This window comes from Catellatospora sp. KI3, from assembly GCF_029948125.1.
Classification (GTDB): Bacteria; Actinomycetota; Actinomycetes; order Mycobacteriales; family Micromonosporaceae; genus Catellatospora.
This window is the reverse complement of the sequence record NZ_JASAMB010000020.1, coordinates 144286-158782: the sequence shown is the minus strand read 5'-3', so window position 1 is coordinate 158782 and position 14497 is coordinate 144286. Positions and strand designations below refer to the sequence as shown.

Annotated in this window: 11 protein-coding genes; 8 read left to right on the top strand and 3 right to left on the bottom strand. The window is 71.7% G+C overall.

Going from position 1 to position 14497, the window contains the following annotated elements:
- Positions 1 to 39: 39 nt before the first annotated feature.
- From mgtA to QEZ54_RS27780, 4 genes are all read left to right on the top strand, one after another.
- Positions 40 to 2727 carry a magnesium-translocating P-type ATPase gene (gene mgtA, locus QEZ54_RS27795; RefSeq protein WP_281307685.1) on the top strand — a complete coding sequence of 896 codons (2688 nt, stop codon included), beginning with the start codon at positions 40 to 42 and terminating at the stop codon, positions 2725 to 2727.
- 116 nt (positions 2728 to 2843) lie between these two features.
- Entirely contained in the window at positions 2844 to 3224 is a 381-nt protein-coding gene (locus QEZ54_RS27790; protein WP_281307684.1) for a hypothetical protein, read from the top strand.
- Positions 3221 to 3769 (top strand): hypothetical protein, encoded by a 549-nt coding sequence (locus QEZ54_RS27785; protein ID WP_281307683.1) that lies wholly within the window; start codon positions 3221 to 3223, stop codon positions 3767 to 3769. The genes QEZ54_RS27790 and QEZ54_RS27785 overlap by 4 nt, the downstream gene beginning before the upstream one ends.
- Before the next feature lie 240 nt (positions 3770 to 4009).
- Complete coding sequence (locus QEZ54_RS27780) at positions 4010 to 6376, top strand: phosphoketolase family protein (protein ID WP_281307682.1); 2367 nt, start codon at positions 4010 to 4012, stop codon at positions 6374 to 6376.
- A 219-nt stretch (positions 6377 to 6595) separates the two neighbouring features.
- On the opposite strand, the gene QEZ54_RS27775 is transcribed toward QEZ54_RS27780, so the two are convergent.
- Positions 6596 to 8119 (bottom strand): multicopper oxidase family protein, encoded by a 1524-nt coding sequence (locus QEZ54_RS27775; protein WP_281307681.1) that lies wholly within the window; start codon positions 8117 to 8119, stop codon positions 6596 to 6598.
- Positions 8120 to 8350: 231 nt separating this feature from the next.
- On the opposite strand from QEZ54_RS27775, the gene QEZ54_RS27770 reads away from it, so the two are divergent.
- The 4 genes from QEZ54_RS27770 (at position 8351) to QEZ54_RS27755 (ending at position 12239) form a co-directional block, all read left to right on the top strand.
- Complete coding sequence (locus QEZ54_RS27770) at positions 8351 to 9079, top strand: VIT family protein (RefSeq protein WP_281307680.1); 729 nt, start codon at positions 8351 to 8353, stop codon at positions 9077 to 9079.
- Between the two features lie 178 nt (positions 9080 to 9257).
- Positions 9258 to 10223 carry a GlxA family transcriptional regulator gene (locus tag QEZ54_RS27765; protein ID WP_281307679.1) on the top strand — a complete coding sequence of 322 codons (966 nt, stop codon included), beginning with the start codon at positions 9258 to 9260 and terminating at the stop codon, positions 10221 to 10223.
- 60 nt (positions 10224 to 10283) lie between these two features.
- On the top strand, positions 10284 to 11645 hold the full coding sequence (locus QEZ54_RS27760) for a DJ-1/PfpI family protein (protein ID WP_281307678.1): 1362 nt from the start codon (positions 10284 to 10286) through the stop codon (positions 11643 to 11645).
- Between the two features lie 189 nt (positions 11646 to 11834).
- Positions 11835 to 12239: a DUF6069 family protein gene (locus tag QEZ54_RS27755; RefSeq protein WP_281307677.1), complete on the top strand. Its 405-nt coding sequence runs from the start codon at positions 11835 to 11837 to the stop codon at positions 12237 to 12239.
- Positions 12240 to 12412: 173 nt separating this feature from the next.
- On the opposite strand, the gene QEZ54_RS27750 is transcribed toward QEZ54_RS27755, so the two are convergent.
- Positions 12413 to 12943, bottom strand: a complete 531-nt coding sequence (locus tag QEZ54_RS27750; RefSeq protein WP_281307676.1) for a hypothetical protein — start codon at positions 12941 to 12943, stop codon at positions 12413 to 12415.
- A gap of 101 nt (positions 12944 to 13044) precedes the next feature.
- Entirely contained in the window at positions 13045 to 14478 is a 1434-nt protein-coding gene (locus tag QEZ54_RS27745; protein ID WP_281307675.1) for a VCBS repeat-containing protein, read from the bottom strand.
- Between the last annotated feature and the right edge of the window lie 19 nt (positions 14479 to 14497).

Sequence of the window (14497 nt, the reverse complement as noted above, 5' to 3'; positions counted from 1 at the left end):
CCCTGTGCGCGGCCGCCGTGCTGAGAGTGACATGGTGGTATGGCATCGATCGCGCCCGTGACCGGTCGTGGTCCGACGACCGTCGACACGCTCGACGTCGGACAGGCGTCGGCGATGCCCGCCGAGGAGGTCCTGGCCGCGCTCGGATCCGGGCCCTCGGGACTGTCGGATGAAAGCGCGGCGCGGCGTCTGCGCTCACACGGGCCGAACGCGGTACGCACCCACGCCGTGTCGCCGTCGGCGGTGCTGCTGCGCCAACTGCGCAGTCCCCTGCTGGTGCTGCTCGCGGCCGCCGCTGCCGTGTCGTTCGCCGTGGGCCGGCATCCTGACGCCGTCATCATCGGCATCATCCTGCTGGGCAGCGTCGGCCTTGGTTTCGCCAACGAGTTCCGGGCCGAACGCGCCGCGGCGATGCTGCACGAGCGGATCCGGCACACCGCGGTCTGCCTGCGCGGCGATCGGCCCTTGAGCCTCGACGTCACCGACCTGACCCCGGGTGATGTGGTGCGGTTGTCGGCCGGTGAGATCGTGCCCGCCGACGTTCGGCTGCTCGCCGTCCAAAGTCTGACGTGTGACGAGTCCGTGCTGACCGGTGAGGGCAGGCCCGTGCCCAAGCAGACCGGCCCGGTCGAGGCGGGCGCCGCGTTGGCGGAGCTGTCCTGCTGCGCGCTGATGGGCACTGTGGTGCATGCCGGTATCGGCACCGCCGTCGTCGTCGCCACCGGAGGCCGGACCCGGTTCGGCCTGGTGGCGCTGCAGCTGGGCACCCGCCACCCGGAGACACGTTTTCAGGCCGGGCTGCGCAGGTTCTCCGAGCTGTTGCTGGGCGTGGCGGCCGTGCTGACCGTCGCGATCTTCGTCATCAACCTGCTGCTGGCCCGGCCGTTGCTGCAGGCGCTGCTGTTCTCGCTGGCGATCGCCGTGGGTATCACGCCGCAGCTGCTGCCGGCGATCGTCACGACGAGTCTGGCGTCCGGTTCCCGGCGCCTGGCACGGATCAAGGTGCTGGTCAAACGGCTGGTCTGCATCGAGGATCTGGGCGACGTCGACGTGCTGGTGACCGACAAGACCGGGACTCTCACCCGGGCCGCGGTCGCCTACGCCGAGGCGCTGGACCCGTACGGCGATCCCCGCCCCGCTGTCGCGACGCTGGGTCTGGTCTGCGCCGATCCTTCTGCGCGGGGTGGTGGCAACCCGCTGGACGTCGCGCTGTGGCAGGCTGGCCTGCCCGAGCCAGTGGGCTGGAAGGTGCTGGCGGGTGTTCCGTTCGATCACGAGCGGCGGATGGCCAGCGTCCTGGCCGACGACCCGGACGGCGTACGGCTGCTGGTCGTCAAGGGCGCACCCGAATCGGTACTGGCCCGGTGCGAAGACGTGCCCGACCGCGCGGAGCAGGTGCTAGGCGACCGCTTCGCCGCCGGTGCCCGCGTGATCGCGGTGGCCAGCCGCCCCGCCCTCGACGTCACGGCGGTGTCGCCTGCCGACGAAGCCCGGTTGCACCTGGCAGGGTTTCTTGTCTTCGCCGACCCCGTCAAGCCCGACGCGAACGAGGCGGTCGCCCGCCTGACCGATCTCGGCATCGCCGTCAAAATCGCCACGGGCGACAACGCGCTGGTCACCGCCCAAGTCTGCGCCCAGATCGGCATGACCGGACCGCTGGTGCTGACCGGCGCCGACGTCGACCGGCTCGACGACGCCGCGCTCGTCGACGCCGCCGACCAGGCGACGGCGTTCGCCAGGGTGACCCCTGAGCACAAGGCAAGGATCGTAAGGGCGCTGCGCGAACACGGGCGAGCGGTCGCGTTCCTCGGCGACGGGGTCAACGACGCCCTCGGCCTGCACGCCGCGGACGTCGGCATCTCCGTCGACACCGCCACCGACGTCGTCAAGGACGCCGCCGATGTGATCCTGCTGGACAAGGACCTGCACGTACTTGCCGACGGTGTCGTCGAAGGGCGGCGCATCTTCACCAACACCGTCAAGTACGTGCTGATGGGCACCTCCAGCAACTTCGGCAACATGTTCAGCGCCGCCGCCGCGTCGGCGTTCCTGCCCTTCCTGCCGATGCTGCCGTCGCAGATCCTGCTGAACAACCTGCTGTACGACACCGGTCAGCTGGCCATCCCGTCCGACCGGGTCGACCCGGAGCAGCTGCGCTCCCCCAGCCACTGGGACCTGCACCTCATCCGCCGGTTCATGCTGTTCTTCGGCCCCATCAGCTCCGTGTTCGACTTCCTCACGTTCGCCGCCATGATCGGCGTCCTGCACGCCGGGCCGGCGCTGTTCCGCAGCGGCTGGTTCGTCGAGTCCCTGGCCACCCAGACCCTCGTCATCTTCGCCATCCGGACCCGGCGCACGCCGTTCTTCCGCAGCCGACCCAGCACGCTGCTCGTGTTCGCGGCGGGTGCCGTGGTCCTCGCGGGGGTGCTCATCCCGTACTCGCCCTGGGCGGCCGTCCTCGGTTTCCGACCGCTGCCCGCCACGTTCCTGCTCGCTGTCGGCGTGATGGTGGTGGCATACCTCGCGCTGGTTGAAGGCGGCAAACGGCTGTTCTACGCCGAACCTGCCGGCGCCCCTGCCGCGCGCTGGCGAAACACCGCGCATGCGGTCGGCCGCCGCGCCGCGAGGTTCAGCCATCGGCGCCATGCGCGTCCCCTACGGCTGCGAACGGCGGCAAGACCGAGGCTTCGGGCAGGAAGGCGACCGGGGTGGGACAGGCGGCGCTGAACCGCGCCTAGTCCCGTCGCACCCGGATGCGGGGCGTGGGCGGCCGCCAGGCCGCCACTGAACCGCGGCGAGCACCGTTGGTGCAGGTAGGTCCCGTCTATCTGCAAGGAACCGTCATGCGCGCAACATCGAAAGTGCTCATGCTGGTCGCGCTAGCGACCGCCCTGCTGGCGAGCGCCTGCGGTGCCACCACGGACGTCGCCGGTGCGTCGAAGCAGGCCGTGAGCGGCTCGGCCACCGCCGCAGCGACTCCGGCGGCCGCACCGGCGGCATCGCCCGCGGTGCGGATCTCGGCGAACACGGCGACCGAGAAGGACATCGCCGCCGCGCTGGGGGCCGTCGGGGTCGCCAACCCGGGCCGGTGGGCCGAGGAGGTCGTGGAGTACCGGCCGTACGACGCGGCGGACGTGAAGCTGGACCGGCTGCGGCAGAAGCTCGCCAAGTACAAGCCCGGCGACGACACAATGAACAAGATCCTCAGCGCGTTGAAGCCGTGACCGTACAGGAGCGGCTGCGCGGCCTCGGCACCGCCGCCGGGTTGCGGATCGGCGTGCTGTGCCTGGCGGCGGTCGCCGCCGGCGGCACCGCCGTGGAGCTGGCCGCCGAGCGGCACTGGGACACCCCGGTGCAGTTGCTGCCGTGGGCGGCGCTGGCGCTGCTGGCCGCCGCGCTGCTGCTTCTGGCCGTCCGCCCCCGACCCGCTTCGGTCCGCACGAGTCGGGTGCTCGCGGCGATCGTGCTGTTCCTCGCGGCGATCGGCGTCTGGGAGCATGTCGAGGCCAACTTCGACGCGGGTTGGCTGGACGCGCTCCACGGCTCGGGCTGGGACTCCCTGCCCACGTCGACCCGCTGGTGGTACGCGGTCGCCAAGGTCGTGGGACCGGCCCCGCCGCTGGCTCCCGGCGTGCTGGCACAGGCGTCGCTGCTGGTGCTGCTGGCTGCCTGGCGGCACCCGGCCAGCGCTGCACCATGCCGAGATCGCCCTCGACGGCCAGGCCTACCAGGTCGACGTACGCATACTTCTCGATCCGACGTGTCCTAAGCATCTGGCGACGTCGACTGTCGCCGAGGACGTCGAGGAGTCGCGGCGGCCACACAGCAACCCCACGATCGACAAGGACCGGCAGCTGGCGCCCTACGGTGGGCCTTTGGTCCTTCATCGGCATGAGCGGCGGGAGACGGCCGAGCCGACACGGCGCGGGCGCGGCGGTCGACAGGCCGAAGGTCCCGGCATCCACGGGGAAGCGGACTCTACGTCACATCCTGCACACTCGTCACGCTGATGCGCATGGATATCGCGCAGGGCGCCCCGCTGGGCGCGCAGGAACTCTTCCGCCTCGACGCGCACTGGCGCGCGGCCAACTACCTGTCCGTGGGGCAGATCTATCTGATGGCCAATCCGCTACTGGCGGGGCCCCTGCTACCCGAGCATGTCAAGCCGCGCCTGCTGGGCCACTGGGGCACCACGCCGGGCCTCAACCTGCTCTACACCCACCTCAACCGGATCATCAGCACGCGTGGCCAGGAGGCGATCTTCATTACCGGCCCGGGTCACGGCGGGCCGGGCCTGCTGGCCAACACCTGGTTGGAGGGCACCTACAGCGAGGTGTATCCGCATGTGAGCCGCGACGAGCGGGGCATGGGCCGGCTGTTCAAGCAGTTCTCGTTCCCAGGCGGTGTGCCCAGCCACGTCGCGCCGGAGACACCGGGCTCCATCCACGAGGGCGGCGAGCTCGGCTACAGCCTGTCCCATGCGTACGGTGCGGCGCTGGACAACCCGGAGCTGCTGGTCGCATGCGTCATCGGCGACGGCGAGGCTGAGACCGGCCCGCTGGCGGCGTCGTGGCACTCCAACAAGTTCCTCGACCCGGTCGGGGACGGCGCGGTGCTGCCGATCCTGCACCTCAACGGCTATAAGATCGCCAATCCGACGGTGCTTGCCCGCCTGTCGGACGACGAGCTGACGGCGCTGCTGACCGGTTACGGGCACAAGCCGTATCTGGTGGAAGGCGATGATCCGGTCGCGGTGCACCAGCTGCTGGCCGCGACCCTGGATGCCGTCTGCGAGGAGATCGCCGCGATCCAGGCCGCCGCCCGCGCCGGCGAGCCGGCCGACCGGCCGCGTTGGCCGATGATCGTGCTGCGTACGCCGAAGGGCTGGACCGGCCCGAAGGAGGTCGACGGGCTGCCGGTCGAGGGCACGTGGCGGGCGCACCAGGTGCCGTTGTCGGCGGCCCGTGACGATACCGACCACCTCGCGATGCTCGCCGAGTGGATGCGCTCGTACCGGCCGCAGGAGCTGTTCGACGCCACCGGCGCGCCGCGCCCGGAGGTGGTCGACTGGCTGCCCGCCGGCGAACTGCGCATGGGCGCCAACCCGCATACCAACGGCGGGCGGCTGGTCCGCGACCTTGAGTTGCCCGACTTCCGGACGTACGGCGTCAAGCCCGGGCTGCCGGCGGAGCCGACCCGGGTGCTCGGCGGCTGGGTTCGCGACACGATGGCCGCCAACGCGCCTTTCCGCAACTTCCGGATCGTCGGTCCGGACGAGACGGAGTCCAACCGCCTGGGTGCCGTGCTCGACGTCACGGGTAAGGCATGGCACGCTCGCACCGCCGACACCGATCTGCACCTGGACCGGCACGGCCGGGTCATGGAGATCCTGTCCGAGCACACCTGCCAGGGTTGGCTGGAAGGCTACCTGCTCACCGGACGGCACGGCCTGTTCTCCTGCTACGAGGCGTTCGTCCACATCGTCGACTCGATGGTCAACCAGCACGCCAAATGGCTCAAGGTCTCCCGGGAGCTGGACTGGCGCAGGCCGATCCCGTCACTGAACTACCTGCTCACCTCGCATGTGTGGCGCCAGGACCACAACGGCTTCTCGCACCAGGATCCCGGGTTCATCGACCACGTCGTCAACAAGAAGGCCGACGTCATCCGGGTCTACCTGCCCCCGGACGCGAACACTCTGCTGAGCGTGGCCGATCACTGCCTGCGCAGCCGTGACTGCGTCAACGTGATCGTGGCCGGCAAGCAGCCCGCGCCGACGTTCCTGGACATGGACGAGGCGGTGGCGCACTGCTCCCGCGGGCTGGGCATCTGGCCATGGGCCGCCGACGACGGCGGCGACCCCGACGTCGTGCTCGCCGCTGCGGGCGATGTGCCGACCGTGGAGGTGCTGGCCGCCGCCGACCTGCTCCGCGAGCACCTACCCGAGCTGCGGGTACGGGTCGTCAACGTCGTCGACCTGATGCGGCTGCAGCCGTCCGGCGAGCACCCGCACGGACTGCCCGACGCCGAGTACGACGCCATCTTCACCGCGGACAGGCCCGTCGTGTTCGCCTATCACGGCTACCCGTGGCTGGTCCACCGCCTCACCTACCGACGGGCCGGGCACGCCCACCTCCACGTGCGCGGCTACAAGGAGGAAGGCACCACCACGACGCCGTTCGACATGCTGGTCCGCAACGACATGGACCGGTTCCACCTGGTCATGGATGTCATCGACCGGGTGCCGGGCCTGGCCCGCAAAGCCGCGGCCCTGCGCCAGGCGATGGTCGACCGGCGTACCGAGCACGCCGCCTACATCCGCGAGACCGGTCAAGACCTGCCGGAGATCCGCGACTGGACCCCAACGCGCCGCTGAGAGCGGCCCGGAGAAGGATCCAAGGCTGCCACCCGAGGCGACTCCCGCCCGGCGACCCGCAGACAATGTCGATGAAGCGTACCCCCGGCCACGGGGGAAGCCGGGGGTACGCGTCCCGCGGCCTCGGGCCGCAGGTGAACACACGCTAGCCGAGGTCATTGAGGCGTACAACCGGCAACAAAGTGTTCAGTTCACCGCGGCCCTGCCCCGGGCCTGTGGTCACAGTCGGTAGCCGAGCAGTGCCATCATGCCCGCTTCGGCGTGGTAGGCGTTGTGGCAGTGGATCATCCACCGACCGGGGTTGTCGGCGTCGAACAACGTCGTGACCGTTTCGCCCGGCCGGACCACCACGGTGTCCTTGCGCGGACCGTCGGTCGCACCCAGCGCGAAAGCGTGGCCGTGGAAATGCATGGGATGAAACATCATCGTTCGGTTCGTGTAGTCGACGCGTACCCGCTCACCGGCCTCGACGAGGTACGCCACCGCACCGTGCTCGTCGTGTCGCCCGTCGATCCCCCAGTCGTAGGACATCATGCCTCCGGTCAGCGCCAACCGCAGCGCGCGGTCGGGGGCGCGGGGGTGCAGGACCTGCCGCTCGGTCGCCTGCAGCGCGCGGGGGTCGGCCAGTCGCCGGTCGAGTTCGGCGGGGTGCGCGGCGGCGGGCGGCGCGGCACCGCCGCCGCTGCGCACCACCGCCATCGCCGCCCCCGGCTTGCCTTCGGCGATCGCGGCCAGCGGGAAGACCCCGTCGCCGAGGGTGACCAGCACGTCGTAGCGCTCTCCCATGCCCAGCAGCACGGCGTCGACCTCGACCGGGCGGACAGCGTGCCCGTCTGTGTGTGTCAGCAGCAGCCGGTGATCGCCGAGCGCCACCCGGAACGCCGTATCTGCGGCGGCGTTCACCATGCGAAGTCGGATCCGCTCGCCGGGCCTGCCGCGCAACGTGGGCGGGTCGGTAGGCATTCGGCCGTTGAGGAGGTAGAAGGGGTAGGCGACGTCGCCGCCGGGCCCGCCGAGCAGAGCGCTGGTGGGACCGGCCGCTCCCATCATGTGGTGGTGCATCGTGCTGCGGCGCAGCCCGTCGAACACCTGTTCCGGTGTCGCGGCGACTCCGTCGGTCCAGTCGTCGAGCACCATCGTCCACTCGTCGTCGTAGGCCAGCGGCTCGCTGGGGTCTTCGACGATCAGTACGGCGTACATGCCGCGATCGGCTTGTACGCCGGTGTGCGGATGCAGCCAGTAGGTGCCGGGCTCAGCTGCGGTGAACTGGTAGGTGAAGTCGCTGCCGGGCGTGATGGGCGGCTGCGTGACGTACGGGACGCCGTCGGCGTCGTTGCGAAGGGCGACGCCGTGCCAGTGCACGCTGGTATCGACGGGCAGCAGGTTCGTGACGCGCGCCCTGACCTGCTCGCCTGCCCGCACCCGTAGTTGGGGGGCCGGGACGGTGCCGTTGTAGCACCAGGTCGCGGCGATCCGACCGCCGAGGTCGACGTCGGCCATGGTCGCGGTGAGGTGGAAGTCGCGCACCGTGCCGGGGTGGCGGTCGGCCTCCACCGCGAGCACCTGCGGGCTGTCGGGTGCGACAGTGGCTGCCGATGGGGGTACGCAGGCCGCGAGCGTCGCCGCCCCGACGCCGCCTACTCCGGCGGCAAGGACCGATCTGCGGGTGAATCCCATCGTCGGCGCGGCAGAGGTGCTGGACGGTCGGTCCTGCGGGTCGATGACCGGTCGGACGGCACTCATGGGACGCTCCCGTTCCGGCTGCCGCCCGAACGGCGGCAGCCGCTGACTGCGCGAGGGGCCTACAGGACGAATGTGCGCTGGGGCGAGGACCGCGTGGTAGAGGCGGCGGTCCTCTCCTCGCCGAGCAGGGTCGGCCGCGGGCGGGTCTTTGGTCCCTCACCTGGGGACCGGCAGCTGTCCTGTGCCGGCGCCATGGCCGCATCTGGCGGGTAGGCTGTCGAGGAGGCTCACATGGCACGCCTGGAGAGGGCCGTCTCAGCGCATCCCGGCGAACCGCACCGGGGCGGGATCGCGTCCCGCTTGAACTGGCTGCGGGCGGGGGTGCTCGGCGCCAACGACGGAATCGTCTCCACCGCGGGCCTGGTGGTCGGCGTGGCGGGCGCGACGACCTCCGCCGGGGCGATCCTGACCGCCGGCGTCGCCGGGTTGGTCGCCGGGGCGGTGTCGATGGCGCTGGGCGAGTACGTCTCGGTCAGCAGTCAGCGCGACACCGAACGGGCGCTGCTGGCCAAGGAGCGCGCCGAGCTCGACGAGTTTCCCGAGCAGGAACTCGACGAGCTGACCGCGCTGTACGAGGCGAAGGGCCTGGCACCGGCGACGGCCAGGCAGGTCGCCGTCGAGCTGACCGCCGCTGATGCCTTCGCCGCTCATGCGGAGGTCGAGTTGGGGATATCGGCGCAGGAACTGACCAATCCGTGGCACGCGGCGGGTTCGTCAGCGCTCGCGTTCACCGCTGGTTCGTCGCTGCCGCTGGCGGCGATCCTGCTGCCGCCGGCCGGTATCCGGATTCCGGTGACGTTCGTGGTGGTCCTCGTCGCGCTGGCGCTGACCGGCCTGATCAGCGCGCGTCTCGGCGGATCGCCGGCGACGCGGGCGATCGTGCGGCTGGTGACGGGAGGCGCGGCGGCCATGGTGGTGACCTACGGGATCGGCCACTTGCTCGGTGTCGCCGCAGGCTGAAGCCGGCTCTGGCCAGCGGTGAACCGGTGAGCCGTCTCGCCGACGACCTGCCGCACGTCCGCCGGCTCGCTCGCGCCGGCAGTCGCACGATCAGGGAAGGCTATGAGTGCCTGATCCGTCCGTTGGCGGGCCTGCCGCGCCCTTCCAGGCGCCCGCCTCGGCTGGCTAGCCTGAGTCGGTGAGTGATGAACCGCGTACCGGTCGCATCGTGGTGCTGGTGCTGGCCGAGGTGAACCTGCTGGACCTGAGCGGCCCGGTGCAGGTCTTCGACGCGGCGGCGCACCTCGGCGCCGACTACCGCATCGAGTACGCCGCCGAAGGGCCCCGGCAGCGCTCCGCGCAGGGCCTGCTGCTGGCCGGATTGACCAGCCTGCCGCCGCTGTACCCCGGGGATCTGGTCCTGGTACCCGGCCCGCGCCTGTCACCGACGGCCGGGGCGGACGGGGCGCCGCTGGTGCCGCCGACCGTCACGTCATGGCTGGCCGAGGCCCACCGCGCCGGGGCGCGGATCGCGGCGGTGTGCACCGGCGCCGCCGCGCTCGGCGAGGCGGGGCTGCTGAACGGGCGCCGCTGCACCACCCACTGGGGCCTGACCGAGCACCTGCGACGGCGCTACCCGGCCGCCCGGGTCCGCGACGGCGCCCTGTACATCCACGACGGCCCGATCAGCACCAGCGCCGGGATCAGCGCGGGCATCGACCTGGCCCTGTCACTGGTCGAACGCGACCACGGCCCCGCCCTGACCGCCGCCGTGGCCCGGGAACTGGTCCTCTACCTGCGCCGCGGCGGCGACCAGCAGCAGCTCAACCCGTTCCTGGCGCACCGCGACCACCTGCACCCGGCCGTGCACCGGGTGCAGGAGTACCTGGTGCAGCACCTGGACGCCCAGCACACCCTCGACGAGCTGGCCGCCCTGGCCTGCGTGTCCAAACGCGGCCTGACCCGGGCCTTCACCGCGGCGATCGGGCTGACGCCGCTGGAATACCAGCAGGGCCTGCGGCTGGAACTGGCCGGCAGCCTGCTCGCGCAGACCACCCTGACAGTGGAGGCGGTCGCGGCCCGCTGCGGGTTCCGCGACCCCCGGCACTTCCGCCGTCTGTTCCGCGCCCGCTTCGGCCGCACCCCGTCGGCCGCCCGCGCCTGAACCGTCCCGCCCTTCCTGCCGTACCCCCGGATCCTGTCGCACCCCGAGCAAGGAGAGACGATGCCCCGTGCCCTGCGCCGGACCGCCCTGGCCCTGACCGGCCTGATACTGGCCGCCGCGACGCTGACCGCCGTCGCCGCCGCCGGCGTCACCGCGGCCATGACCGCCAGCTTCGCCGCGCTGCCACCCGACCCGCCCGCTGCGGGCTGGCCCGCGCCCCGGCCGGTGCCGCCAGGACCGCACCGGGTCGCGGTCCTGGCCGGGCCGGACGGATCGGTGGTCGGCGACGTGCTCGCCCCCTACGAGGTCTTCGCCCGGTCCGAGCAGTTCGCCGTCTTCACGGTGTCCACGGCCAGGGTGCCGGTGGCGCTGTCCGGCGGCCTGCACCTGCTGCCCGACTACACCGTGTCCGAACTCGACCGCCGACCCGACCTGGCGCCCGAGGTCGTGGTGGTGCCCGCGTTCGTCGACCCGGCGGCCGCCTCGGCGGCACCGCTGCGGGACTGGCTGGCCAGGCAGGCCGCACGCGGCGCGCGCATCCTCGGCGTGTGCTCCGGGGTCGAGGTGGTCGCGGCGGCGGGCCTGCTCGACGGGCGTGCGGCCACCACGCACTGGTCCAACCTGGACCGGCTCCGCGGCAGCCGACCCGCCGTGCGCTGGCAGGCCGGCCGCCGGTACGTCGACGACGGCCCGTTCACCACGACCGCCGGCGTGACCTCCGGAGTCGTCGGCGCACTGCACGTCATGCAGCTGCTCGCCGGACCCGCCGAGGCGGCCCGGATCGGCGGGCGGCTCCACTTCCCCGGCTGGTCGCCGACTGCCGGCACCGCCATCGACGCACTGAGCCTGCGACCCGGCGACCTGCCGTACGCGCTGAACGCGGCCTTCCCGCTGGGACGACCCACGCTCGCGGTGGGACTGGTCGACGGGGTCGGCGAGCTCGACGCGGCGGCACTCTTCGAGCTGTACGGCGGCACCGCCAACGCCGCCGCCCTGGTCGCCCTGGGCACCGGCCGCACCGTGACCACCGCCCACGGCATGACCCTGGTCGTCGTCGCGGCGTCCGACGCCGACGCCGACGCCGACCGGTTCCTCGTCCCCGGGGTACGCGACCCCGCCGCCGTGGACCCGGCGCTCACCGGCTGGGCGCAAGCGCGCAAGCTGCGGATCGAGTTGCCGCACGCCGCGCAGCGCCCCGACGAGTTCAGCTTCGACCCGGTGCTGCGCGACCTCGCCGCGCACACCGACCGCGCCACCGCGCTGGCCTCGGCCCGTTTCACCGAGTACCCCACCGACCAGCTGACCCTCGACGGTCCCGCCTGGCCCTGGCGCCCGACGCTCCTGCTGGCCCTGACCCTCGCCCTCGCCACCGCCGTCGGCCTGCTCCCCCTCCTGCTGTCCCGCCCCCGCCGCCGTGCATGATCACCGGGAGGGACCGGGAGACCTGCCGTCCCCTGTCCGCCGGGTGTGAGCTGCGGCGTGTGGCGTCGGCAGGTGCCCTCCGCGCTGTTCCGCCGAGATCGTTGCGGGTGCCGTGTCGATTCCGGGGGCCGCCGTTCGTCCTCTGATGGGAGGCCGGACGTTCCGGCCGCTGATTCACCGGAGGACACCATGACCACCACTGACACCACCGCGACCATGAGCCTGGGCCGGATGCTCGCGGTGGGCGCCCTCGCCACGGCGGTCGCCAGCGCCGCCACGGCCGCTGTCGCCGCCGCCGGCCGGGCCGCCGGGATCAGCCTCGACGTGGGCGGCGTACCGATCCCGATCTCGGGCTTCGCACTGCTGACGGCGGTGTTCTCGGCCGTCGGGCTGGTCCTGGCCGCGGTGCTGTTCCGCACGGTGCGGCACCCGCGACGCGTCTTCGTCTGGACCACGGTGGTGCTGACCGTGCTGTCCCTGGTCCCGGACGTGGTCGCGGACGCCGCAGTGTCCACCAGAGCGCTGCTGATGCTCACCCATCTGGTCGCGGCCGCGATCGTGGTCCCGGCGGTCGCCCGGCGCCTACCCGCCTGACCCGCCCGCTCCGGAGGCCGCGCGGCGCCGATCGGTGACCGCTGCGGCCTCCGGGACGCGGCGATGGCGGCCGAACACCCGCAACGTCGTGGACGCGATCCTGTACGTGGTGCGGACCGGATGCGCCCGGCGGCAGCCCGTCCGACCCCCCACCGTGGCAGAGAGGTCCCGGCTCAGTCCACGCCCCCGGAGGCGGGACGGACGGCCCGCAGCCATCGAGGCGGCAGTCCGTCGCCGGTAGCCGGTCCGGGCGCCGAGGACCAGTGCCACCAGCGTTCGGCGTCGTCGGCCAACCCCACCGAGCGCAGCGCCCGCGCGAACATCTTCCAGCCAGGCGACCTGCCTGGCGGCGCGGCGTCGGCGACGCCCGGCGTGGTGTGGCAGGCCGCTGTGCCGCATCCGGCAGAGGGAAGCAGTTCGCGACCCCCTGCCGTGCACAGCGTCATGTCTACCGAGTGGCCGGACCGGTGATCGACCGGCCAGGCCGGGACCGGCGCCTCAGTCGGCTGCCAGAGCGGAAGCACCACCAGCAGTCGCAGGCTCGCGGGCAGCAGCGTCTGCGCCGTGACGAGCCGGTCGACCAGCCCTGCCCGCAGAAGAACGGGGCCGCCGCCGGAGAGCAGGCTGTCGTGCAGCCTCAGGGCGATCGACCCGCGGATATCCACCAGCTGCTCGGGGCAGCCCTGGTGCTCAGTGTTGACCATGTGTCTCGGACCTGTTCGGGGAGGAAGGCAACTGCCACCGGTGCGGTCGCCGTCGTTCTCGGCGATCGCACCGGTGGCCTGATCGATGACCGGGCTGCGGGTCAGAAGAGCATGTCGAAGGCGTGGAAGTCGTAGCCGATGATCGACGAGCCGGTGAACCCGGTGGAGCCGTTGCCCTTGTAGAGGTACATCTCCATGTCGGACGAGTTCCGGGCGATCAGATCGGCGTTGCCGTCGCCGTCGAAGTCGCCCGCGCCGACGAACAGGTCGAACGCGCCCCAGCCGATGCCGATCTGGGTGACGTTGCTGAACCCGTTGGCGCCGTTGCCGCTGTACAGCAGCAGGTTCGTGGTCGCCGCGTCTCGGGCGACGAGGTCCATGTTGCCGTCGTTGTTGAAGTCCCCGGGAGCGATGAGCCGGTCGAACGCCCCCCAGTTGACCCCGATCTCGGCCGAGCCCGTGAAGCCGCCGGAACCGTTGCCCTTGAACAGGTACAGGTTCTTGGTGCTGGTGGCCCGGGCGATCAGGTCGGCCTTTCCGTCCCGGTCGAAGTCGCCGGGCGCCACGATCATCTCGTACGACGCCAGGTTGATGCCCAGGTAGAGCGCGGCGCCGAATTGGCCGCCGCCGGTGCCCGGGTAGAGGTAGAGGTCCTTGGTGGTGCTGTTGCGGGCGAACAGGTCCGCGTTGCCGTCGCCGTCGAAGTCCCCGGCGGAGGTCACCATGTCGAAGCCGCCCCAGCCGATCCCCGCGGTCGACTGGCCGGAGAGCACGGTTCGGTTGCCGCGGTACAGGTAGAGATCGTTCACGCCGGCCACCCTGCCGATGACGTCGACCTTGCCGTCGTTGTCGAAGTCGTCGTACTTGCCGGTGGTGATCCGCTTGTACCGCACCGGCTTGTAGTGGTTGTTGATCTTGGTGGTCAACAGCTCGCCGGTGACCGCGTAGATGTCGTTCGCCTCGCTGGACTCGTGGATGTAGTTGATCCTGGTGTGGGCGGCGTCGGCCCAGCCGGTGAACAGCACGATGTGTCCGGTGCCGTCGTCCCCGGCGCCGAACGCGGTGCCGTCGTGGTTGTCGTCCTTCGGGTTGACCAGCGCGTCGCCGGGAAGAAGCGAAGACGAGGCGATCACGTCGGTGAAGCCGTTGTAGAGGAGGGCGTCGGTGTCCGGGGTCGCCCAGCCGTCGCTCGTCGTCGCGAACTTCCAGGCCATGGCGACGAATCCGGAGCAGTCGGGCCGGTAGAGGTTCGTGCCGCCCAGCCCGTTGGTGTATGGCGCGCCGTTGCCGGCGCAGACGCTCGGTGTGGTGCTCGCGCAGTACTCGACGTCCCGCTCCAGCCAGTTCCGCGCACGTGCCAGCACGTCGCCGCGGGAGACCATCGGCCCCATGCCGAAGTAGGCCTGCGCCGCCTGCGGCTCCGACGCCATGGTCACGGTCGTCCCGCCCACCACGCCGAAGCCCGCCGCCGCGAGCACCGCCATCCCGGCGCCCGCAACCCTGCTCAGCAGGTTCTTCTTCATCTCGAATCTCATCTCGGAGCTCCTTCATCTC

Bases quoted from the DNA above. Each gene is read 5' to 3' on its own strand.
- QEZ54_RS27780 (WP_281307682.1), top strand. From the start codon at position 4,010: ATGCGCATGGATATCGCGCAGGGCGCCCCGCTGGGCGCGCAGGAACTC.
- QEZ54_RS27760 (WP_281307678.1), top strand. From the start codon at position 10,284: ATGCCCCGTGCCCTGCGCCGGACCGCCCTGGCCCTGACCGGCCTGATA.
- QEZ54_RS27745 (WP_281307675.1), bottom strand. From the start codon at position 14,478: ATGAGATTCGAGATGAAGAAGAACCTGCTGAGCAGGGTTGCGGGCGCC.
- QEZ54_RS27775 (WP_281307681.1), bottom strand. From the start codon at position 8,119: ATGAGTGCCGTCCGACCGGTCATCGACCCGCAGGACCGACCGTCCAGC.
- QEZ54_RS27755 (WP_281307677.1), top strand. From the start codon at position 11,835: ATGACCACCACTGACACCACCGCGACCATGAGCCTGGGCCGGATGCTC.
- QEZ54_RS27790 (WP_281307684.1), top strand. From the start codon at position 2,844: ATGCGCGCAACATCGAAAGTGCTCATGCTGGTCGCGCTAGCGACCGCC.
- QEZ54_RS27770 (WP_281307680.1), top strand. From the start codon at position 8,351: ATGGCACGCCTGGAGAGGGCCGTCTCAGCGCATCCCGGCGAACCGCAC.
- mgtA (WP_281307685.1), top strand. From the start codon at position 40: ATGGCATCGATCGCGCCCGTGACCGGTCGTGGTCCGACGACCGTCGAC.
- QEZ54_RS27750 (WP_281307676.1), bottom strand. From the start codon at position 12,943: ATGGTCAACACTGAGCACCAGGGCTGCCCCGAGCAGCTGGTGGATATC.